16 protein-coding genes are annotated in these 23,253 nt (G+C 64.4%); 8 read left to right on the forward strand and 8 right to left on the reverse strand.

Features of this window, described 5'->3' with window-relative positions; translation table 11 throughout:
- Positions 1-19 precede the first annotated feature (19 nt).
- Genes CBW66_RS00410 through CBW66_RS00420 form a run of 3 tightly spaced genes read right to left on the reverse strand, consistent with a single transcriptional unit; the run spans position 20 to position 3,439 of the window.
- A complete protein-coding gene (locus tag CBW66_RS00410) occupies positions 20-1,363 on the reverse strand; it encodes a D-tagatose-bisphosphate aldolase, class II, non-catalytic subunit (RefSeq protein ID WP_086139525.1) in 1,344 nt (447 codons plus the stop codon).
- Positions 1,363-2,316, reverse strand: coding sequence for an ROK family protein (locus CBW66_RS00415; protein WP_205701180.1), 954 nt, complete (start codon positions 2,314-2,316; stop codon positions 1,363-1,365). The genes CBW66_RS00410 and CBW66_RS00415 overlap by 1 nt, the downstream gene beginning before the upstream one ends.
- Complete coding sequence (locus tag CBW66_RS00420; protein WP_086139491.1) at positions 2,303-3,439, reverse strand: SIS domain-containing protein; 1,137 nt, start codon at positions 3,437-3,439, stop codon at positions 2,303-2,305. Before CBW66_RS00420 ends, CBW66_RS00415 begins: the two co-directional genes overlap by 14 nt.
- 358 nt (positions 3,440-3,797) lie before the next feature.
- Here CBW66_RS00420 and CBW66_RS29315 point away from each other — a divergent pair, with 358 nt between their 5' ends.
- The 5 genes from CBW66_RS29315 to CBW66_RS00445 all read left to right on the forward strand — a co-directional run bounded on the left by CBW66_RS29315 (position 3,798) and on the right by CBW66_RS00445 (position 16,817).
- Entirely contained in the window at positions 3,798-7,319 is a 3,522-nt protein-coding gene (locus tag CBW66_RS29315; RefSeq protein WP_253251330.1) for a TIM-barrel domain-containing protein, read from the forward strand.
- A 97-nt stretch (positions 7,320-7,416) separates the two neighbouring features.
- Positions 7,417-10,377, forward strand: a complete 2,961-nt coding sequence (locus CBW66_RS00430; protein WP_086139489.1) for a TonB-dependent siderophore receptor — start codon at positions 7,417-7,419, stop codon at positions 10,375-10,377.
- Between the two features lie 505 nt (positions 10,378-10,882).
- On the forward strand, positions 10,883-13,924 hold the full coding sequence (locus tag CBW66_RS00435) for a TonB-dependent receptor (RefSeq protein WP_086139488.1): 3,042 nt from the start codon (positions 10,883-10,885) through the stop codon (positions 13,922-13,924).
- Positions 13,925-13,988: 64 nt separating this feature from the next.
- Positions 13,989-15,380 (forward strand): Gfo/Idh/MocA family protein, encoded by a 1,392-nt coding sequence (locus CBW66_RS00440; RefSeq protein ID WP_086139487.1) that lies wholly within the window; start codon positions 13,989-13,991, stop codon positions 15,378-15,380.
- A gap of 129 nt (positions 15,381-15,509) precedes the next feature.
- Positions 15,510-16,817: a DUF5077 domain-containing protein gene (locus CBW66_RS00445; protein ID WP_230492345.1), complete on the forward strand. Its 1,308-nt coding sequence runs from the start codon at positions 15,510-15,512 to the stop codon at positions 16,815-16,817.
- Positions 16,818-16,827: 10 nt separating this feature from the next.
- Here the strand turns inward: CBW66_RS00445 and CBW66_RS00450 are convergent, their stop codons facing one another.
- The 3 genes from CBW66_RS00450 to CBW66_RS00460 all read right to left on the reverse strand — a co-directional run bounded on the left by CBW66_RS00450 (position 16,828) and on the right by CBW66_RS00460 (position 18,369).
- A complete protein-coding gene (locus CBW66_RS00450; protein ID WP_086139485.1) occupies positions 16,828-17,340 on the reverse strand; it encodes a hypothetical protein in 513 nt (170 codons plus the stop codon).
- A 118-nt stretch (positions 17,341-17,458) separates the two neighbouring features.
- Positions 17,459-17,836 (reverse strand): SirB2 family protein, encoded by a 378-nt coding sequence (locus tag CBW66_RS00455; protein WP_086139484.1) that lies wholly within the window; start codon positions 17,834-17,836, stop codon positions 17,459-17,461.
- 86 nt (positions 17,837-17,922) lie between these two features.
- Positions 17,923-18,369 carry a GNAT family N-acetyltransferase gene (locus tag CBW66_RS00460; RefSeq protein WP_086139483.1) on the reverse strand — a complete coding sequence of 149 codons (447 nt, stop codon included), beginning with the start codon at positions 18,367-18,369 and terminating at the stop codon, positions 17,923-17,925.
- Positions 18,370-18,651: 282 nt separating this feature from the next.
- On the opposite strand from CBW66_RS00460, the gene CBW66_RS00465 reads away from it, so the two are divergent.
- The 3 genes from CBW66_RS00465 to CBW66_RS00475 are packed head-to-tail and all read left to right on the forward strand — an operon-like array spanning position 18,652 to position 22,036.
- Positions 18,652-19,896, forward strand: a complete 1,245-nt coding sequence (locus tag CBW66_RS00465) for a nitrate/nitrite transporter (protein ID WP_086139482.1) — start codon at positions 18,652-18,654, stop codon at positions 19,894-19,896.
- Positions 19,897-19,904: 8 nt separating this feature from the next.
- The gene (locus CBW66_RS00470; RefSeq protein WP_086139481.1) at positions 19,905-21,290 is read left to right on the forward strand and encodes a NarK family nitrate/nitrite MFS transporter; all 1,386 of its coding nucleotides are present in this window, start codon (positions 19,905-19,907) and stop codon (positions 21,288-21,290) included.
- 56 nt (positions 21,291-21,346) lie between these two features.
- Positions 21,347-22,036 carry a carbonic anhydrase gene (locus CBW66_RS00475; protein WP_086139480.1) on the forward strand — a complete coding sequence of 230 codons (690 nt, stop codon included), beginning with the start codon at positions 21,347-21,349 and terminating at the stop codon, positions 22,034-22,036.
- 15 nt (positions 22,037-22,051) lie between these two features.
- Here CBW66_RS00475 and CBW66_RS29195 read toward each other — a convergent pair whose 3' ends face one another.
- The gene (locus CBW66_RS29195) at positions 22,052-22,465 is read right to left on the reverse strand and encodes a transposase (RefSeq protein ID WP_216356456.1); all 414 of its coding nucleotides are present in this window, start codon (positions 22,463-22,465) and stop codon (positions 22,052-22,054) included.
- Positions 22,425-23,253, reverse strand: an 829-nt coding sequence (locus tag CBW66_RS29200) for a transposase (RefSeq protein WP_216356457.1), incomplete at its 5' end; no start/stop codon positions are given. The genes CBW66_RS29195 and CBW66_RS29200, both read right to left, overlap by 41 nt.

The raw sequence follows: 23,253 nt of genomic DNA on the forward strand, positions 1-23,253 counted from the left end.
AAAAGTAAAAATACCGAGCTTAACAGATTGCCGCTTCGGCAATGACGGCCACTGCCGCATTGCGGTTGCAGGCGCGTGCATATTGCGCCAGCAAGCTGCCGATCTTGTGCTCGATCAAGGCCGGCGCCAGCGCGGGCAGGCTGCCCTGCACCACGGCCAGATACTGCTCCGGCAGATGCTGGCTCAAGAGCGGCAGCGGAATCGCCACGGCATCGAGGTTGGCCAGCAGCTTGCCGACGGCGGCCGCCACTTCCGGCTCGCCCCAGTAATAGCGGCAACGGTCGCTCAAGCCGTAGCGGCGCATCAATCGCTGTTCTTCCGGCGTGCCCAGGTAATGCTTGATCCAGTTCTTCGGCTTGGCCACCATGACGTCGTCGAGCACCTGCATCAGCTGCGAGGTGGCGTGCGCCGGCAGCAGTTCTTCCTCGATCTGGCACAGGGCGAACAGCGCCTCGCGCAGGGCGAAGGTGGCGGCCGGGCCCACTTTCAGGATGGCGAAATGGTCGCGCACCATGGCATGCAGGGCCGATTCGCGCTGGTAGTCGGTCGAGTGGGCTTCGAACACGAGGCCGGGCTGCTCGGCGACAAAGGCCGACAGTTCGGCGGCGGCATCCGCATCGTAGTGCTGGATGCTGCTCTGGTCGAAATCGACGCCCGGCTGCACCACCATGGCGATCACGCGGCGCCAGGCGCCATGCAGATCGTTTTCCAGGAAGGCGCTGCGGTGCACGTCGAGGGTGCGGCGCGCCGCTTGCGGGCTGGTGACGGCGCCGGCCTGCGCCAGCGACGCTTCGCCGCCGGGAACCGGCACTTCCGTGCCGATCACGTAGACGGGCGGCGCGAAGCCGGCGGCCGCTGCCGCTTCCTCGGCGACGATGCACAGGCGCGCCGAACGGGCGGCCACGGTTTCATCGTCGAGCTGAAGGGGATCGTCGGCACAGCGCATGCTGCAATCGAGGTGGATTTTATGGAAGCCGGCCGACGCATACGCGGCGATCAGGGTCTCGGCGTGGGCCATGGCGGTGGCCGCGTCGAGATGCTGCCAGGCGTTCGGGCCCAGATGGTCGCCGCCCAGCACCAGGCGCTCGGTCGGGAAACCCTGTTCCCGGGCCAGTGCCAGCATGGTGTCGCGGAAAACGGCTGGCGTCATGCCCGTGTAGCCGCCGAACTGGTCGATCTGGTTCGACGTCGCTTCGACCAGCAGCACGGTGTCGTACTCGCTGGCCACGCGCATGGCCGCGCGCAGCACGCTCGGATGGCTGCAGCAGACGGCGTACAAGCCCACGCGCTCGCCGCGGCGGTGCGCCTTGATCACTTGCTGGATGGGCGAGAGGGTAAAAGTCGGGTTTTCCGCTTGCTTCATCATGTTGACGCCTTTATATGTTGTCGTATCAAAAGGGCCGCACCGCGCGCGCCGCCGGCGTCGCCAAAACGGGGCGGCAGGACGGGCGGCACGTGCACGCCGGGGAACAGATGGCGCTTCACGGCGGCCGGCAGCTTGTCGTACAGGTGCGGCAGCTTGGACAGGCCGCCGCCGAGCACGATGACGTGCGGGTCGTAGGCCAGCACCAGGCCGGCCAGCGCGTGGCCCAGCACGTCGAGGTGCACGGCCACCGTGCGCTGGGCCACGGCGTCGCCCATGTTGGCGCGTGCCACGATCGCCAGCGGCTCGGCGCCATCGCCGCCAAAGTGTGCGTGGAGCTTGCGCATGGCGGGGCCGGAAACGTAGCGTTCCAGGCAGCCCGCCTTGCCGCACGGGCAGGCGTAATCGATCAAACCGTGCTGCGCCAGCAGGGTGGCGGGCAGGCTCCAGTGGCCCCATTCGCCGGCCACGCCGTTAAAGCCGCGCAGCAGCTGGCCGCCCACGCAATAGCCGCCGCCGGCGCCCGTGCCGAGGATGGCGCCGAACATGCTGGCGGCATGGTCGGCCGCGCCGCCTTGCGCTTCCGACAGGGCGAAGCACTGGCAGTCGTTGCCGATGGCGACAGGGCGTTTTAAAGCCTGCTGCAGGGTTTGCGCCACCAGGCGGCCGTTCAGGGCCGGCACGTTGGAGCTCAGTTGCCGGCCGCTGGCGCTGTCGATCACGCCGGGCAAACCGATGCCGACGGGCGCCGTCGTGCCCAGCGCCGCGTCGCCGCGCGCCACCAGGTCGACGATGGCCTGCACGAAGGCGCTAAAATCGTCGCCCGGCGTGGCCACGCGCTCGCGGAACACTTCGGTCAGCGCGCCGTCGCGGTCGGCAAAGGCGACCAGCTCCATCTTGCTGCCGCCGATGTCGATGCCGTGGTAGCCGGCGCAGTGATTAGAATTGGTCATGGCCATAGATGGTGACGCCCTGCACGACACGGTTGACGATGCCGCCGGCGAATGGATTGTCGGGGCGCAGTTGCAGCAGCGCGGACTGGTGCAGCGCGTATTGCTGCGCCATCAGCAGCCACAGCGGGGCCAGCCAGGCGTCGGGCCAGGCCGGCGCGTCGGCAGACAGGTCGCCTTTGACGCCCACCGTCAGGCACGTCTGCGCCACGCTGTCGCGCTGCAGTTCTTTCAGTAAATCGTCTTCGTACTGGCGCGCCAGTGGCTTGCTGCTGCGCAGCAGGATCACCAGCGACTCCGTGGTGACGGCCGATTTCGGACCGTGGCGGAAGCCGAGCGGGGTATTCGCCATCGCCATCACGCGTCCGCCCGTCAATTCCAGGATTTTCAGGGCCGCTTCCTTGGCCAGCGCTTCCAGCGGGCCGCTGCCCAGGTAGACCACGCGCTGCACGGGTGTCGAGCCCAGTTCCGCCACGGGGGCCGACCAGTCGCGCAGGGCGTCTTCGCCCAGTTGCGCCAGGGTCTCGAGGCGCGCCACGTCGACGTCCTTGCCCAGTACCGACAGGGCCGCCAGCAGCATGCTGCTGAAACTGCTGGTCATGGCGAAGCCGCGGTCGCAGCTGCCTTCCGGCATCAGCAGGTTATACGTGTTGGCGTCGTTCGCGCCCTGGCGCGCCAGCTTGCCGTCGGCGTTGCAGGTGATGTTCAGGAAGCGCGCGCCGGGCACGACCTGGCGCAGCAGTTCCACGGCCGCCAGGCTTTCCGGACTGTCGCCGCTGCGGGCAAACGAGACGAGCAGGGTAGGGGCGTCCGCCTCCAGGTACAGCTCGTGGTGCGTCAACAACGTCGTGGTGGCGATGGCGCGGATCTGCGCGGGCCAGGCCGCGTTCAGGGTGTCGACGACGATTTCGCCCACATAGGCCGAGCTGCCGGCGCCCGTCAGGATGACGCGCTGGCGTGGGTTGGACAGCGCGTCGCCCAGGAAGGCGGCTAGGCTGGCTTGCTCGCTGCGCAAAATGCCGGCCAGCGCGCGCCAGATGGCGGGCTGGTGGACGATTTCCTCGGCCGTGTGCAGGCCGCCGATGTCGCGCCAGGTTTGAATGTCACGCTGAAGAAGGGTAGTCATGGAGTGTCAGTAAAGTGTTTGTTGGAGAAAGCATAAATACTAAATTTCGAAAAGTCAAATACGAAAGTAAAACGAAAGTAAATAGTTGTGAGACTTGCGAAATGATGGCGTCGTATTGGCGTTTTTCTGGACGGCGGTCATGTTGCGGTGCCGCATGAAACCCTGTCGTGCTGCCGCCTGTCGCTGAAATGCCACGATAACGAAAGTATGTTTTGTGACATTTTGGTGAAACGTAAGAAAAATGCGCCAATTCTGGGCATTTTATTAATAAATTGCCGCTTTAACTTTCTTTTGATTGACGATATTTATTTTTCTTCTTAAAGTATTTCCATCACTTTGATTTTCTGAAAGCCAGCAGATGAAACCTCTCCCGCTTCCCCGCCGCGCCCTTGCCGCCTGTGTCCTCGCCGCCCTTGCCACCCTGGCCGCTCCAGGCCTGCAAGCCGCGCCCATCGGCAATCTGCAATCGCTCTCCGCCGTGCACGCAGCCGACCTGGCCAAGGGCGAGGCGCTGGGCTGGGATTTGCGCAGCGATACGGGCATGCAGCTGCGTATCAGCCTGCCGCAGGCGGACGTGCTGCGCATCCAGGCGGGCGGCAAGGGTGGCTTGACGGGACCGGGCGACAAGGCCGCGCCCATCGTCGTGGGCCAGCCGGCCGCGCAGGTGGCGTACCAGATCGATGAACAACCCGGCCATATTGCTATCAGCACGGCGGCCCTGAGCCTGCGCATCGACCGCAAACCCTTGCGCTTTACCCTGTACCGCAAGGGCGACGCCGTGCCGCTGTGGCAAGAAGTGCAGCCGCTGTCGCTCGATGACAAGCAGGGCGTGCAGGTGCTGTCGAGCCTGCCGGGCGAACGCTATTTTGGCGGCGGCCAGCAGAATGGCCGCTTCGAATTCAAGGGCAAGCAGGTGCCCGTGTCGTATTCGGGCGGCTGGGAAGAGGGCGACCGGCCCAATCCCGCACCCTTCCTCATGAGTTCACGCGGCTGGGGCATGCTGCGCAATACCTGGTCCGACGGCAATTACGACTTGCGCGACCAGGAGCAAATCTCGCTGCAGCACGCGGAAGGGCGCTTCGATGCGTATTTCTTCGTCGGCAAGGACTTGCGCGACGTCGTCGCCCGCTACACGGACTTGACGGGCCGCGCCCGCATGCTGCCGCGCTGGGCGCTCGAATACGGCGACGCCGATTGCTACAACGATGGCGACAACGTGAAAAAGCCCGGTTCCGTGCCGAAGGGCTGGAGCGACGGCCCCACGGGCAAGACGCCGGACGTGGTGGAAACCGTGGCGCGCCAGTACCGCGAACACGACATGCCGGGCGGCTGGATACTGCCCAACGACGGCTATGGCTGCGGCTACACGAACTTGCCGGAAACGGTGAAGGGCCTGGCCGGCTATGGCTTCCGCACGGGCCTGTGGACGGAAAACGGCGTCGACAAGATCGCCTGGGAAGTGGGCCAGGCGGGCAGCCGCGTGCAAAAGCTGGACGTGGCGTGGACGGGCAAGGGCTATCAATTTGCCATGGACGCGAACAAATCCGCGTATGACGGCATCCTGAACAACTCCGACAGCCGCCCGTTTTTGTGGACGGTGATGGGCTGGGCCGGCATCCAGCGCTACGCCGTGGCGTGGACGGGCGACCAGAGCGCCAGCTGGGATTACATCCGCTGGCACATCCCGACCCTGATCGGCTCGGGGCTGTCCGGCCAGGCGTATGCATCGGGCGACGTGGACGCCATCTTCGGCGGCAGCCCGGAAACCTATCTGCGCGACCTGCAGTGGAAGAGTTTTACGCCTGTCCTGATGGGCATGTCGGGCTGGGCCGCGGCCGAGCGCAAGCACCCGTGGTGGTTCGATGAACCGTACCGCGACATCAACCGCCGCTATCTGAAGCTCAAGATGCGTTTGACGCCGTATATGTATACGCTGGTGCGCGAAGCGGAGCAATCGGGCGCGCCGCTGGTGCGCGGCCTGATGTGGGATTACCCGCAGGACCCGGCCGCCTACACGGAAGCCTACAAATACCAGTTCCTGCTAGGGCGCGACGTGCTGGTGGCGCCCGTCTACCGCAGCCAGGCCGTCAGCGGCGGCTGGCGCAAGGGCATCCACCTGCCGCAGGGCACGTGGTACGACTACTGGGATGGCCGCCAGGCCACGGCAGACGCGAAAGGGCGCGACCTGGACTTGCAGGTGACCCTGGACAAGCTGCCCGTGTTCGTGCGCGCCGGCGCCATCCTGCCGATGTATCCGGAAATGCTGTACGACGGTCAGAAACCGAAGGACCAGCTCACGCTCGATATCTACCCGCACGGTGATTCCGACTACACCTTGTATGAAGACGATGGCAACACGCGCCAGTACCAGGGTGGCGCCTACAGCCAGCAAGTCATCCGCATGCGCCAGACGGGCGGCGATGTGCGCGTCGATATCGGCGCCGTCGATGGCAAGTATCAGGGCCAGGAAGCGCGCCGCGGCTATGCGCTGCGCATGCTGGCGGGCCAGGCGCCGGCCGCCGTGCGCGCCGGCGAACGGCTGCTCGCGGCAGCCGGCGACCGCGCCGCCTACGACAAGGCGCTTGATGCCTGGTATTTCGACGCGGCGGACAGGCAGGGCACCGTGCACGTGAAAGTGGCGGCGCACGATATCCGCCAGCCCTTGACCTTGCNGGGCCAGGCGCCGGCCGCCGTGCGCGCCGGCGAACTGCTGCTCGCGGCAGCCGGCGACCGCGCCGCCTACGACAAGGCGCTTGATGCCTGGTATTTCGACGCGGCGGACAGGCAGGGCACCGTGCACGTGAAAGTGGCGGCGCACGATATCCGCCAGCCCTTGACCTTGCAAGTGGCCGGCGCGCTGGCTGTGGCGAGACGGGATGCTGACTTCCCGGCCGCTCCCGTGCCGGGCCGCGCCCTGCCGGCCGACGCCATGCAGGTGGTGTCGCGTCCTGCGGAGGAAAGCGGCTATCCGTTGGAAAACGCTTTCGACGGCAAGCCGGAGACCTGGTTCCGCACCGTGCGCAGCCCGTCCGTGAAAAGCGGTCCGCATGAATGGGTGATCGGCTTTACGGAACGCCGCCTGGTCGACGGCATCGAGCTGGCGCCGCGCAACGACCAGCACTGGAAGCATGGCCAGGTGCGAGATTACGAAATCTACATCGGCGACAACAACGGCGAGTGGGGCGCGCCGCTGGTGCGCGGCACCCTCAAATTGCAAGAGGGTGTGCAGACGATCAATTTCCCCGCCACGGCCGGGCGCTTGCTGCGCTTCCGCGTCATGAGCACGCAAAATCCCGAGGGCGATGGCGCCGCCTCCACCGATCCGATGGTGACGGCGGCGCAGGCCGGGCCGGTGGCGCGCGCGTTCGACGCTGCGCTGGCGGCCGACGTGGCGCCCGTGACCTTGTCCGAATTCCGCGTGCTCGAGCACCGCGTGGCCGAAGCAGAAGAAGTGCAGCGCTATCTGTCCGACCTGGCGCTGCCGAAGACTGTCGCGAAAGACCGGCCGGCCGGCAAGGCCGCCGAGATGCGCATGAACGGGCTGTGGTTCCGCAAGGGCCTCGGCGTGGGACCAGCCAGCCGCATCGACTTGCAGCTGGCGGGCAACTGGAATCTGCTGCGCGCCGACCTGGGCGTGGACGACAGCTGCCGCGGCGCGGGCGGCTTGCAATTCCAGGTCTGGAGCGGCGAGCGACTGCTGTACGACAGCGGCCTGGTCACGGCTCCCGGGGTGGTCAAACCCGAAATCGACGTACGCGGCTTGAGCCAGCTCAGTCTGCGCACTTTGGGCGCGCGCGGCGCCCACCCGGCCCAGGTCTGCGGCAACTGGGCCAACGCCGTACTGACCGGCACCGAGGGCGCGACCGTCAAGCCGCGCTAACGACTTCAATCATTTCACTCACAAGGAGCCCCTCTTCGGACCGGGGAGGGGCTCTTGCAGCCTGCAACATCAATTACTTATAAAAAGGGAGACGAGCATGCATATGAAAAAAATGGTGGCCGCCATGGTGGCGGTCGGACTGGGCTCAACGGTGCTGGCTTCAACAGCGCTGGCGGCGGAGGAGGAAAAACTGGCGCGCGTCGAAGTGACGGGTTCCAGCCTGAAGCGCATCAATGCGGAAACGGCGTCGCCCGTGCAGGTGATCAACGCCAAGCAGATCGAGAACATGGGCGCGCTCACCTTGCTGCAGGTGCTGGACAATCTGCCCGCGGCCCGCCCGGCGCAGCAGGACTTCCGCTCGATGTTCACCGGTTCCGATGGCGGCTCGCAAGCGAACCTGCGCGGCATGGGCGCGCAGGGCACGCTGGTGCTGCTCAATGGCCGCCGCCTGTCGTTCTACGGCGCGCCCGCCGGCTTCCAGACCATGTTCGTCAATATCGACGCCATTCCCGCCGCCGCCATCGAGCGCATGGAGATTTTGACGGACGGCGCCTCGGCCGTGTACGGGTCGGACGCCGTCGCCGGCGTCATCAACGTGATCACCAAAAAATCGTACCAGGGGCTGGAGGCGCGCGCCAACGGCGAGTTTTCACCCAGCGTGAAAGCCTACGGCGAACGCCAGGCCAGCGTGCTGTATGGCGTGGGCGACCTGGCCAGCGACGGCTACAACGTCTACGGTTCCGTGAACGTCTACCAGCGCGACCGCATCGCGCTGGCCGACACCTGGCGCAAGCGTCCCTCGTATTTTTATGTGAACAATCCCAATTTCATCCCGAACATGCGCGTGGGCGTGGGCAGCGAGCCGGGCGTGATGAATCCGGGGACCTTCTTTGTCTTCGACAAGGCCAACAACAATGCGCGCACCCAACGCGCCGCGCCCGGCTGCAACAACAGCATCACCGAGGCGTCGGGCACGCGGTGCGTGTGGAATGCGCTGCCCAACCAGCTCGATACGGGCCCCACCTCGGAGCGGGCCACGGCCTACCTGAGCGGCCGGCTGAAATTGGGCGGCGACATGGAAGCGTTCGCGGAAGGCGCTTTCACCCACATCAAGATGCGCGGCGAGAATGGCCCGTCCAGCTTCAACAGCGGCAGCACGAACAACTGGTTCGCGCGCAATACGGGCACTACCCTGAACACCTTCGCCACGCCTTTCCTGAGTCCGAACAACGTCTACCTGAAGGGCAAGCTCGATGCCGACATGCTGGCCAAGATGGGCGGCGCGGCCGGCTTGAACTATCTGCTGCAGGATGCCACGGGCCACTTCGGCCAGAAGAACGTCGATGAAAACTACCGCGCGCTCGTCGGCCTGCGCGGCAGCATCGGCGGGGGCTGGGATTTCGAGACGGCGCTCAGCGTGGCGGGCAGCCATTCCACCCTGTTCCAGACGGCGAACCTGAACATCAATGGCTTCAAGCAGGCGTTCGGCCCGTTCACGAAAGATCCCGTCAGCGGCCGCACGTATATCTCGGACAATCCCGCCTACAAGTTCGGCGAAATCAGCGAGGCCAACGCGGCGCTGCTGCGCGCCGCCTATCCGACCTTCGCCATCGAATCCTGGACCAAATTGATGACCTGGGACGCCAAGCTGGAAGGCACGCTGTTCAAGCTGGGCGAGCGCGAAGTGCGCGCCGCCGTGGGCACCAATATCATGCGCGAGAGTTTTCTCACGCCCGGCAACGCGGACGCGGCCAATGGCCTGATCACGCAGCAGGGCGGTTCCTGGTTCGATGGCAAGCGCACCATCGCCGCCGTCTTTGGCGAAGTGGTGGTGCCGCTGTCCGACACCCTGGAAGTCAATGCGGCCGCGCGGCTCGACAAATACCCGCATTTCTCGGCCAACCTGGCGCCCAAGCTGGGCGTGATCTGGCGCGCGCGGCCCGAGCTGATGCTGCGCGGGACGTATTCGGAAGGCTTCCGCGCGCCCAACCTGGCCGAATCGGGCACGGGCGGCGTGTTTGCGCAGGTGGGCGGCATCCGCGACACGGTGCGCTGCGATGAAACGAATGCCATGGCGCGCGCCCTGATGAAGTCCAAGGTGGCGACGGATGCGGACCTGGGCAAGAGCCTGCTCAATTCGAACTGCTCGACGACGGTGGGCGGCCTGACGCCGCCGAACCAGAACCTGCGTCCGGAAAAGGCCAAGATTTCCACCGTGGGCATGGTCCTGCAGCCGGCCAAGGACGTGAGCATCTCCATCGATTACTGGTTCATCAACCGCCGCGACGAAATCGTGCGCCAGGACTTCAACGAGCTGTTTACGGAACTGGTGGGCAAGTACGGCCCGACCCTGGCCGGTACGCCGAGCGCCATCCGCAACGACCTGACGGACACGGACCGGGGCAATATGGCGGCGGTGGCGGCCATGTGCGCCAATCCCGCCAACGCGGGCGTGTGCGCGGGTGGCGTGCCGGGCTACTCGGTGGGCAACCTGGGCGGCTTGATCAACTCGTATTCGAACCGCGGCCGCACCCTGATGGACGGCGTGGACATCGACGCGCGCACGCGCTTTGCGCTCGGCGACTGGGGCAAGCTGAGCACCGGCATCGCCGCCACCATCCGCAAGCGCGATACCCACGATGGCGAAGACGGCAGCGACATCAAGGGCAATACCGTCGGCTACTACGATTCGCCGCGCTACCGCGCCACGGTCAACGCCGACTGGAGCTACCGCAACTTCGTCAGCAGCGTCTTCATCAATTACTCGGGCAAGACGCGCTGGGCCTACGGTCCGTGGGACAAGGACAACACGCCGGAAAACTGCACCGCCGCTTCCGTGTCCCTGCCGGCCGGCCAGTGCAAGGGCGCGCCGTCATACACGACGGTCAACCTGGCATTCAGCTGGAAGCCGCTGAAGAACCTGGACGTGGGCCTGAACGTGAAAAACGCCTTCAACAAGCGGCCGTACTACGACCCGAACGGCTGGGAAGGCTACAACCATAGCCAGGACCTGTTCGGCCGCCAGTTCGCGCTGTCGGCCAGCTACAAGTTCTTTTAAGGGGTGACTGTGCCCCGGTCCGCCAGCGCTGCCGGCGTTGGCGAACCGGGGTGTTGCCATCAAAACAAAAGAACAACGTTCCGAAATATGCAATACGAAAGATAAACGTAAGCGAAAGGTGCGCGCCAGGTCTTCTTTCGCATTTTTCCATCCCGTTTTTGCGCCTCTTCACCATTCCTGCTTACGTCCCTGTGGTCGCGTGTATCCGCTACGCCACGATAGCGAAAGTTATTCGCCGCCTTACTCACTTAAACGAAAGGTAAATCGCCTTTATTTGCTCGATTCAGCGATAAATTTACGTTATAACTTTCTTTTTGTTGACGATACTTATTTTTCTTTTTAAAGTAATCCCAAGAAAACGAAAATCAGCCGATACGGACTGGTTTCCCGGAAGGCGCAATTGTCTGGCTCTGCCTTCCGACGACCACCATAAAAATTGCGTCCCCCGGCTTCGCCCTGGAGCGGGGAGGGCGCACATAACCCTCGATATAGACGGAGAGACAGCATGCATACCACCCGACTCAAATTGCGCGACATCAGCCGCGCCGCCGCGATCGTGATCGCGCTGGCGGCCGGCGTGCCAGGCCAGGCCTGGGCACAGTCGAACGCCACCAGTACCATTTTCGGCGAAGTGAGCGCGCCGGCCGGCGCCACCGTGGTGCTGGAAAATCTGGCGACGGGCGTGCAGCGCAGCCTGACGCCCGATACGTCGGGCCGCTACGTGGCCAACTCCATGCCGCCGGGCCGCTATGCGGTGCGCGTGCTGCGTGCCGGTACGGTCGAAGCGTCGCAGGAAGTCGAAGCCCTGATCGGCGCCGGCGCGGAAGCGAACTTCGGCCCGGCCAGCGCCGCCGGCGCCGTGGGGCAGGAGCAGACCGTCGTGGTGAAGGCGTCGCGCAATCCGATCGACGTATCGAACACGAACAATGGCGTGATCTTCACGGCCAAGGAACTCAAGGCTCTGCCGGTCGGCAATGACGTGGCCTCCATCGTGCAGCTGACGCCGGGCGTGGCGCGCGGCACCAACAGCGTGTACGGCAATGCGCCGTCGATCGGCGGCTCGGGGCAGTCGGAAAACGCGTTCTACGTCAACGGTTTTCCGATCACGAATATCCTGACCCAGGTGGGCGCGTCGGAACTGCCGTTCGGCGCGATCTCTAACCTGCAGGTGCTGTCGGGCGGCTACGGTTCCGAGTTTGGCCGCTCCACGGGCGGCGTGATCAACATCACCACCAAGAGCGGCGGCAACAAGGTCGAATTCGGCGGCAAGGTGTCCATCATTCCCCGTTCGCTGAAGGGCGAGCCGGAAAACACGTATTACCCGAACACGGGCGCCAATCCCAAGACGGACGGCAATCTGCTGTACTGGAACCGCGACAATGGCAGCACCAGCAAGGTGGTAGGCCTGTACGGCAGCGGCCCGCTGATCAAGAACAAGCTGTTCGCCTTCGTGGCGCTGGAACAGACGCGCACCGACAGCCAGGCCGTCGCCGCCGCCGCCGACTCGGGCACGGCCCTGGCGCGCGGCTGGAGCACCAGCCAGAGCAAGGTGGACCGCATGATGGCCAAGCTCGATTACAACCTGACGGACGATCATCACTTCGAATACACCAAGCTGTATGACCGCACGAAAACGGACAGCCAGGCGTATGGCTACAGCTACGCCACGCATGCGAGCAACGGCATCCAGGCAGGCAAGGGCGAGACGACGGTCAACTGCTGCGGCTCATCGGCCGCGCCGGGCGCCAACATCGACATCTTCAAGTACACGGGCTACCTGACGGACAACCTGACCGTGACGGCCATGACGGGCGAATCGCGCACCCCGCACACCCGCACGCCGAATGGCTACAATCCGCTGCTGGCGCAGACGTCGTCGAATGCCTCGACCCAGGTGCCGGGCCTGACGTACGCCAATCCGCAAACGGTGACGGGCACCCTGGTCGACCCCTCGTCGGAAGACCGCCAGAAAGCCAAGCGCTTGGACCTCGAATACAAGCTGGGCAAGCACTCGCTGCGCGGCGGCATCGACCGCATCGACGTGGAATCGAAAGTGGGCCTGAGCCTGGCCGGCGGCTACCGCTGGAGCTACCAGCGCGCCACCGATCCGAACCGGGCGATCAACGGCGCCTTTGAAACACCGTACCAGGGCGGCGGCTATGGCAAGCAAGGCTATTACGTCAGCAAGGACTTGAACGCCAACCTGGCGCGCCCGACCAGCGTGCAATCGGCGCAATACATCCAGGACCACTACCAGGTCACGGAGCGGGTACTGCTGGACCTGGGCCTGCGCCGCGAGCAGTTCACCAACTACAGCACCGATGGCGTGGCCTTCATTTCGCAGCGTAATATGATCGCCCCGCGCGTGGGCGCCACCTGGGATTACCTGGGCGACGGCACCCTGAAATTCTTTGCCAACGGCGGCCGCTACCACCTGCCGGTGCCATCGAATTTGTCGAGCAACATGGCCAGCCCCTTCCTGGCCACCAGCGAGATGTACACCTACACGGGCGTCGATCCCGTCACGGGCGCGCCGACGGGCCTGCACGCCATCAGCAAGCCGTATTCGGCCAACAATGCGTATGGCCAGAGCCGCGATGCGCGCGAAGTGACGGCCATCGGATTGAAGCCGCTGTCGCAGGATGAGTTCTCGCTCGGTTTCGAACGTGCCCTGAGCAAGAAGCTGGTGGTGGGCGCCAGCGTCCTGTATCGCAAGCTGAACGACACCAACGACGACGTCTGCGACGCGCGTCCGCTGCAAGCCTGGGCCACGCGCAACAGCGTCGACACGAGCAAGTGGGGCGGCTTCCAGTGCGCCATCATCAACCCGGGCCGCGACAACAGCCTGATGGTGGACTTCGACGACGGCAAGGGCTTGCGCCGCGTGGACATTTCCGCAGCCGAATGGGGCAACCCGCTGCCGTCGCGCACCTATCGCGCCCTGAACATGTTCGTCGAGCACCCGTACACGAACGGCTGGTACGGCAAGCTGACCTACACCCTGTCTGCGCTGAAGGGCAATATGGAAGGCCAGACGGACAGCATCGGCGGCGGCGACGTGGGCCTGACGGTCAGCGACGACCACAAGGAACTGATGTACAACGCCTATGGCTACCTGCCCGGCGACCACCGCCATGCATTCAAGGCCTACGGCTTCATGCAGCTCATCCCAGACGTGACGGTGGGCGCCAATCTGTCGCTGACCTCGGGGGCGCCGCGCAACTGCATCGGCGCGCTGCCCGATAACCTGAAGTTCGAGAACGACTACGGCGATTCCTACTTCTATTGCAATGGCAAGCCGGCACCGCGCGGCAGCCAGGGCCGCCTGCCATGGCAAGCGCAGCTGGACATGAATGTGGCCTATACTCCCAGCGCCATCAAGGGCCTGAGCCTGAAAGTGGACGTGTTCAATGTGTTCAACAGCCAGACCGTGAGCCGCTACAACGAAACGCGCGAAGATCATGGCGCCATCGCCCGCAGCTACCTGCAGGTGGCAGGCCGCACGGCGCCGCGTTCCGTGCGCTTCACGGCCGAATACACCTATTAAACCGCAGCCGGCCCGCTATACGGCAAGCCGGCGACGAACATTACCAATGGAAGAGAAGAGACCAATGACGACACAATTCAATCGACGCAATTTCCTGTCCGCCAGCGCCGCGCTGGCCGGTGGCGCCATGGCCGGCAGCGCCTTGCTGCCTGGCGAGGCCACCGCCGCACCCGCTGCCGGCCGCGACAAGGTCCGCCTGGGCGTGATCGGCACGGGTATGCGCGGCCAGGTGCTGCTGGCCGAACTGGTGCGCCGCGACGACGTGGAAGTGGTGGCACTGTGCGATATCGAGCCGATCATGCTGAAACATGCGCTGGGCCAGGTGGAAAAAGCCGGCAAGCCGCGTCCGCGCACGTATGGCGAAGACCGCGACCAGAAGGCCTACAAGCGCATGCTGGACGCGGGCGGCCTCGATGGCGTGATTATCGCCACGCCGTGGGAATTCCATGCGCCGATGGCGATCGCCGCCATGCAGGCGAAGATCGCCGTCGGCTGCGAAGTGGTGGCCGGCATCACCCTGCAAGACCACTGGGATGTGCTGAACACCCAGCTGAAAACGGGTACGCCGTACATGTTGCTGGAAAACGTGTGCTACCGCCGCGACGTGATGGCGGCGCTGCAGATGGTGCGCGCGGGCCTGTTCGGCGAACTGCTGCACCTGCAGGGAGGCTACCAGCATGACCTGCGCGCCGTGAAATTTAACAGCGGCAATCCGGCCAAGCCGTACGGCGGCGGCGTGGAATTTGGCGAGAAGGGCTGGTCGGAAGCCCATTGGCGCACGCAGCACTCGGTCGAGCGCAACGGCGAACTGTATCCGAGCCACGGCATCGGCCCCTGCGCCATGTACACCAACATCAACCGCGGCAACCGTTTCACGCGCATCAACGCCTTCGCCACCAAGGCGCGCGGCTTGCACGACTATATCGTCAAGCAGCCGGGCGGCGCGCAGCACGCGAACGCCAAGGTGAAATTCAAGCTGGGCGACGTGGTCACCACCACCCTGGCGTGCGAAAACGGCGAAACCATCATCCTGCAGCACGATACGAGCCTGCCGCGCCCGTATTCGCTGGGTTTCCGCGTGCAAGGCACGGACGGCCTGTGGATGGACCTGAACAACGCGATCCACATCGAAGGCGTCAGCAAGCCGCACCAGTGGGATGACTTCAAGGCCTACCAGGACAAGTATGAACACCCCGTATGGCGCAAGTATGCGGCGCAGGCCGAGGGTGCTGGCCACGGCGGCATGGACTTCTTCGTCATCCACGCCTTTGTCGAAGCATTGAAGGCCAACGCGCCGATGCCGATCGATATCTACGATGCCGTGACGTGGAGCGCCATCACGCCGCTGTCCGAGCAATCGATCGCCGCCAGCTTCCAGACCCTGGACTTCCCCGACTTCACGGGCGGGCAGTGGAAATCGCGCAAGCCGATCTTCGCCCTCGACGGCAAGTACTAAGCCTTAACGACCCGCTACCGCACCAGTTGCCGTAGCGGGTTTTTTCTATCCCCATGCGTTTTTCAACCGCGGCGCAGGCGCGCAGGCCCGTGTTCGCCCGCCGCAAAGCTTCACCACCAGGAGACGTCGATGAAACACAGAAGTGCATTACTCCATGCCATCCTTCCCGTCATGCCGATGCTGCTGGCGGCCTGCGGCGGCGCCACGGCCACGGACAAGGGCAATACCGCCTTGCTGGCATCGAGCGTGGCTGCGCCAGCCACGGCGGCGACGGTGGAACTGGCCGGCAACGCCTTCATCACCGGCGGCAAGGACGGCGCCGTCATCAACGAGCGCGGCCTGTCCGGCTGGAGCAATCCCGCTGCCGTCGCCAGCACCTACTTCCGCGTGGCCGGGGCGGGAGCCGTGCAGGTCGCGCTCGACGCCAGCCTGGCCGACGGCGGCAACAGCACCATCCGCGTGAAGATCAACGGCGCGCCGTTCGACGTCAGGCTGGCCGGCAAGGAACGCAAGACCTATGCCGTCGGTACGGTGAACGTGGCGGCGGCCGGCTATGTGAAGGTCGACTTGCAGGGACTGTCCCGGGTCAAGGCCACGTTCGGCGACGTCGCGGCGCTGAAGGTGACGTCGAACGCCGCGCTCGCCTACGCCAACGACCCCGCCAACTACTACTGGTCGCGGCGCGGCCCGTCCGTGCACATGGGCTATACCGTGCCGGCCAATACCGAGTATTTTTATAACGAGATGACGATTCCCCAGGGCCAGGACGCCATCGGTTCCTACTTCATGGCCAATGGCTTCAGCCAGGGCTACATGGGCATTCAGGTGAAATCGCCCAGCGAGCGCTGGATCTTGTTCTCCGTGTGGGACGCCGACAATGGCGCGAAAACCACCCTGGTCAGCAAGGGCGCCGGCGTGGTCGACAATGCGTTCGGCGGCGAGGGCACGGGCGGTCAGACCTATCTGTCGTATAACTGGGCGGCCGGCACGACGTACCGCTTCATCACGCGCGCGCGGCCCGACGGCAATGGCGGCAGCGATTATTCGGCCTGGTTCTTTGCGCCGGAAACGGGCAAGTGGCGCTACATCGCCACCTGGAAGCGGCCGGCGATTTCCACCTATCTGACGGGCGTGCATTCCTTCCTCGAAAATTTCATCGACACCCTGGGCTACACGGAGCGCCGGGTCCAGTTCGGCAACCAGTGGGCGAGGAATGTATCGGGTACGTGGTCGGAAGTGACGGCGGGGCGCTACACGGGCGACGCCACGGCCACCAATGGGCAGCGCATGGATTACGCGGGCGGGCTGGAAAACGGCAAGTTCTACCTGCATAACGGCGGCTTCTTTGCCGACTATGTGAAAACCGGCCAGAACTTCACGCGCCCGGCCACGGGACAGGCGCCCGCCGTCGATGTGAGCGCCTTGCCGCTGCAATAGGCGCGGTTTTTCAGAACGGCCGCTTGCCCACCGTCGCTTCAATGCCGCGATAGTAAGTAAGCGGCCGGACTATCGTCACGCCCATCAATGCCGCCGCCTGGATGATGTCGTCTGTATCGCGCCGGTACACCACCAGCGCATCCATTTCGTCGGAGCCGCTGCCGTCGATCTGGATCAGCTCATAGCCGCCTTCGTCCACGGCGCGCTGCGCCAGTTCCGTATCGAGCCACTCGAAATAGGGCAGCGCGCTGCCGCCACTTTCCTCGAGCATCTCGTACGGGAAGTCGGGGAATTCGTCGAACATGTCCTGTATCTGTTCGTGCAGTTCATCGAGCTTGTCGCTCGACGCCATATGGCTAGCCAGGTGCAAGAGGATCGCGTCCGTATAGGCTTGGGCATCGCTGTCGACCCACTCGTTGCGTGGCGCGGAGGGCGCAGCGGTGATGGCGGCGACGGCTTCGTCGAGCTCCTCTCCTTCCAGGTCACCGCAGGTCAGCTTGGTCAGCAATTCGGATAGCAGCATATTTGCCTTTCAGGAGTGGAGGCGCGGCCAGGATGGCCCGCTTGTCGATGAAGTTGCAAATACTATCATTGCCCTGCACTTGGGCGCGCCCGGCAGAACTGGCGCGCGCCGCAATCGCTCAGAGCGGCCAGGCCTGCTTGGTGACGGCCACGCCGACGATATAGGCGAACACCAGCACGGCTGCCGCGAAGGCGGCGCCGCGCACGGCCGGCGTCTTGCCCCGCTTCAGGGCGATGGTGCCCAGCACGATGTAGGCCACCAGCGCGCCCAGCTTGGCGGCCAGCCAGGGCTGGCTGCCCGGCGACTGGCCGCTCCACACGGCCAGCGTGATGGCGCTGGCCAGCAGGGCCGTGTCGACCAGGTGCGGCAGTATTTTCACCCAGCGTTGCTGCAAGGCGGGTGAGGCGCGCAGCATCCAGGCGCCGCGCAGGAGGAACAGAAAGCCGCTGGCGGCGGCGCAGCCCATGTGGAAATGCTTGAGGCTCAGATAATCCATGCGTGATGTGGTGGCGTTGATTGATGGTGGCGCCAGCATAGCCGCCTTTGGCGTCTTGCGCCATACGCCGTCGGGACGAGATGCCGCTAACGCAGGAATTTCACGTACACGAGTTCCGGATCGCCCTCATCGAGATGGTCGATCTGGCCGCTGCGCACGAAGCCCGCGCTGGCGAACAGCTGTTGCGCGGCGCCGTTGGACCGGTTGGTCGAGGTAAACAGTTTGGCCGTCGTGCACGCGGCTTCGGCTGCCGCCAGCAGGCGCCCACCCACGCCGCGCCGCTGGTGGGCGGGCGCGACCACCACCAGCGAGACAAAGCCGTAATCGAAGAAATCGTCGCGCGTGAGGACATAGCCTGCCACCTGGCCGGCGCGCATCGCCACCTGGCAGTGCCCCTGGCCGACGGCGGCGCGCACGGCCTCGCCCCGGCTGGCGTGCGCCTGCGCATACGCATCGCAGGCCAGCATGGCGTTCACATCGCCCGGCAGCGCCGCGCGGGTGATGACAGGGTCTGTATCGTGCAGGTTCTGCATGCCGCTCCTTTTCTCCAGGCGCCGAGTGTGCCAAAAATCCGGCCGTTTGTAAAACACCCGCCATCCAGCCTAGATCGATGCCACGGTATCTAGTCACTTTTGCCGATACGGCTATCCAGATTGCCTTTCCAGAATCACCCTGTGACCGATAGTGCCATTCCCCTCTGCCACGTAAGCTGATCGGGACGGCTGGCCAGACGGCCAGTGCATTCATGGAGAAACATCGTGGCTACCCTAGATGGCACTAAGAACAACAGTAGTAACAAGGCAGTCCAACCCGGCATGCGGCGCAAGCAGGCGTCCGTATTGATCAGCAGTACCTTCGCATTTACCATCTGCTTCGCGGTATGGATGATGTTTGCCGTGCTGGGCATTCCCATCAAGACCAGCCTGGGCTTGACTGAAACGCAATTCGGCCTGCTGGCCGCCATGCCCGTGCTGACGGGTTCCCTCGTGCGCGTGCCGCTGGGCATCTGGACGGACAAATACGGCGGACGCCGCGTCTTTTTCCTGCTGATGCTGGCCAGCGTAGTGCCGATCTACCTGATTTCCTACGCCACCGCCTACTGGCATTTCCTCTTGCTGGGCATGTTCGTGGGCCTGGCGGGCGGCTCGTTTTCCGTCGGCACGCCGTACGTGGCGCGCTGGTATGAGAAAGAACGCCGCGGCCTGGCGATGGGCATCTTCGGCGCCGGCAACTCCGGTTCCGCGCTGACCAAGTTCGTCGCGCCGGGCATCGTCGCCGCCTTCGGCTGGCAAATGCTGCCCAAGGTGTATGCGGTAGCCATGCTGGCCACGGCCATCATTTTCTGGCTGTTTTCGTACACCGACAAATCGCATCTGGCGCCTTCGGGCGAAAGCTTTTCCGCGCAGATGAAGGTGCTGAAGGACCCGCGCGTGTGGCGCTACTGCCAGTACTACTCGGTGGTGTTCGGCGGCTACGTGGCGCTGGCGCTGTGGATGACGAAGTACTACGTGGCCGAATACGGTTTTGATTTGAAGCACGCGGCGCTGCTGGCAGCCTGCTTCTCGCTGCCGGGCGGCGTGCTGCGCGCCGTGGGCGGCTGGATCTCCGACAAGTACGGCGCGGCGAAAGTCACCTGGGCCGTGATGTGGGTGTGCTGGGTGTGCTTCTTCCTGCTGTCGTATCCGCAAACGCAGATGGTGGTGGAAACCGTCACGGGGCCGCTGGCCTTCCATATCGGCCTGTCGCCGCTGTGGTTCACGGTGCTGCTGTTCATCGTCGGCATCGCCATGGCTGTCGGCAAGGCATCCGTCTTCAAGTTCATCGGCGATGACTTTTCCGACAACATCGGCGCCGTCTCGGGCGTGGTGGGCCTGGCCGGCGGCTTGGGCGGCTTCATCCTGCCCGTGATGTTCGGCGCCTTGGTGGACTTCACGGGCGTGCGTTCGAGCTCCTTCATGCTCCTGTACGGCACCGTCTGCGTTTCCCTCGTCTGGATGCATTTCTCGTTCAAGCCGCAGCGCGCGGCACCAATCAATCAACCCGCAGGAGTACCGCTGTGAGCAAACCAATGAGCCGCTATATGATCAATACCTGGGAGCCGGAAACGCCGAGCTTCTGGCAAAACACGGGCAAGGCCACGGCCGCGCGCAATCTGTGGATCTCGATTCCCGCGCTGCTGCTGGCGTTCGCCGTGTGGATGGTGTGGAGCGTGGTGGTGGTCAACCTGCCCAACATCGGCTTCACCTACAGTAACAACCAGCTGTTCTGGCTGACGGCCTTGCCGGGCCTGTCCGGCGCCACCTTGCGCATCTTTTACTCGTTCATGGTGCCGATCTTCGGCGGCCGGCGCTGGACGGCCATTTCCACGGGCTCGCTGCTGATTCCCGCCATCGGCATCGGCCTGGCCGTGCAGGATGTGAACACCGGCTATCCGACCATGCTGATCCTGGCGCTGCTGTGCGGCTTCGGCGGCGGCAATTTCGCCTCGTCGATGGCCAACATCAGCTTTTTCTACCCAAAGGCCAGCAAGGGCTTCGCGCTGGGCATGAATGCGGGCCTGGGCAACCTGGGCGTATCGGTGGTGCAGTTCGTCGTGCCGCTGGTGATCACCTTTGCCGTCTTCGGCGCCTGGGGCGGCGATTCGCTCACCTGGGTCAAGAATGGCGTGAGCAAGGAGATGTGGCTGCAAAACGCGGGCTTCATCTGGGTGCCGTTCATCGCCTTGAGCACCTTGCTGGCCTGGTTCGGCATGAATGACCTGGCGTCGGCCAAGGCCTCGTTTTCCGAACAGGCCGTGATCTTCAAGCGCAAGCACAACTGGCTCATGTGCTGGCTGTACACGGGCACCTTCGGCTCCTTCATCGGTTACTCGGCCGCGTTCCCGCTGCTGATCAAGATCCAGTTCCCCGACGTCAATCCGCTCGACTACGCCTTCCTGGGTCCCCTGGTCGGCGCGCTGGCGCGCGTGGCCGGCGGCGTGATCTCCGATAAACTGGGCGGCGCCCGCGTCACCCTGTGGTCTTTCCTCTTGATGATAGGCGCCGTGCTGGGCGTCCTGTACTTCATGCCGCAAAATGGCATCGGCGGCAGCTTTAACGGTTTCTTCTGGATGTTCATGCTGCTGTTCGCCGGCACCGGCATCGGCAATGCCTCGACCTTCCGCATGATTCCCGTGATCTTCCTGACCGAGCATCAGCGCGCGGCCGCCGGCAAGAGCAAGGCGGAGCAGGAGCAGGCCATCGTCGACGCCAACAAGGAGGGCGCGGCCGTGCTGGGCTTCACCTCGGCCGTGGCGGCCTACGGCGCCTTCTTCATCCCGAAAAGCTACGGCACCTCGATTGCGCTGACGGGTAGCCCCGACGCGGCCCTGTGGTGCTTCATCGGCTTTTACGTCAGCTGCATTGCCATCACCTGGTGGTGCTACGCGCGCAAGAATGCGCCGATGCCTTGCTAAAGTTGGAATGTCTGGCAAGTCGTTCTTGCCAGACGTTGAGGAAATGAGAGTATGTCATGGAAGAACTGGAAAAATTCGTCAACGGCTTCAGTCTGTTTCAGCAGCAGTATTTCAGCGAGCCGCAAACCTTGTACGACAGCCTGCGCGACGGGCAGCGGCCCTCGACCCTGCTGATCGGCTGCTGCGATTCGCGGGTCGATCCCATGCTGCTGACGGGCAGCGACCCGGGCGACATGTTCGTCGTGCGCAATATCGCCAACCTGGTGCCGCCGTGCACGCCCGATGCGCCGCCCGGCGTCAGTTCGGCCATCGAGTTCGCCGTCTGCAAGCTGGAAGTGGCCAGGGTCATCGTGCTGGGCCATGCGCGCTGCGGCGGCATCCGCGCGCTGCTGGAACCGCAGCCGCGCGCGGAAGACCAGGAAACGGACTTCGTGGGACAGTGGATGCGCATCGCCGAACCGGTGGCGCAGCGGGTGCGGCGCGAGCTGGCGCACCGGTCTTCGGAAGAACAGCACCATGCGTGCGAACTGGCCAGCATCCTGCAGTCGCTGGACAACCTGCTCACCTATCCGTGGCTCAAACGCCGGGTGGAGCAGGGGATGCTGAAACTGCATGGCTGGTATTTCGACATCGACAGCGGGGCGCTGATGGCGTATTCGGCGCGCCAGCAGCAGTTTTTGCCGCTCGTCTGTCCGATAGAAAGGGCGCGTCATTTGCATGAGCGCCCGTGGCCGGATCAGGTGTAGATACTGTTATCCCCGTCAAGCGGCGTGCAAGGCCGGATCAAATATTTTTCCCGACCTGAGCACGCCGAATGCCAYGTGCACCAGCTTGCGCATCATGGCGCCRATGATCAGCTTGGGCGCTTTGCCGGCGTCACGCAAGCGCTGACCGAAGCGCCTGCCCCAAAGCGTCTTATGGACGGCCACCATGGCCGGCATGTACAGTGCCTTGCGCAGGAAACTRTGGCCGACCTTCGACATGCGTGGCTTGCCACGCACGCTGGAACCCGACTCGTGCTGGCGCGGATCGAGGCCCGCAAACGCCACGGCTTGCTTGGCGCTGTCGAAGCGCTCAGGATTGGCGTAGTASGACAGCAGCACGGGAATCGTGCGCTCGCCCAGGCCAGGGATACTATCGAGCAGCGCGCTTGTCGCGTAAATCCGGGTCATCATCGATATGGCGGCGGATMGCCAGGGTCAGCGTTTTGATCTCGACGTCGAGCCAGGCAATATGMTCCYCGATACCCTGGCGKACCGCCTCGCGCGCCACTTCAAGCCGGTTGCTTTCCTGCAAGCGCATCGCCTGCAAGGCRTCCAGGCGCAGCACCAGCGCGCGCAGCGATTGCTCGGCGGGCGACGGCGCCTGCCAGGGCTCTGGCTGGCGTTCACGGGCGAAGTCGGCGATCAGTTGCGCATCGACCTTGTCGGTCTTGGTGCGCACCAGGCGCGAAGCGCCGAAGGCCTTGATCTGGGCCGGATTGATGACACTGACCACCATGCCAAGTCCAGCGAGATATTCGGCAACTCCCTCCCAATACGTGCCCGTCGCTTCCATGCACACTCTGGGGCTGCCGGCTTCNGCCAGGGTCAGCGTTTTGATCTCGACGTCGAGCCAGGCAATATGMTCCYCGATACCCTGGCGTACCGCCTCGCGCRCCACTTCAAGCCGGTTGCTTTCCTGCAAGCGCATCGCCTGCAAGGCGTCCAGGCGCAGCACCAGCGCGCGCAGCGATTGCTCGGCGGGCGACGGCGCYTGCCAGGGCTCTGGCTGGCGTTCATGGGCGAAGTCGGCGATCAGTTGCGCATCGACCTTGTCGGTCTTGGTGCGCACCAGGCGCGAAGCGCCGAAGGCCTTGATCTGGGCCGGATTGATGACACTGACCACCATGCCAAGTCCAGCCAGATATTCGGCAACTCCCTCCCAATACGTGCCCGTCGCTTCCATGCACACTCTGGGGCTG

This window comes from Janthinobacterium sp. GW456P (genome assembly GCF_002127655.1).
In the GTDB taxonomy this organism is placed as follows: domain Bacteria; phylum Pseudomonadota; class Gammaproteobacteria; order Burkholderiales; family Burkholderiaceae_D; genus Janthinobacterium.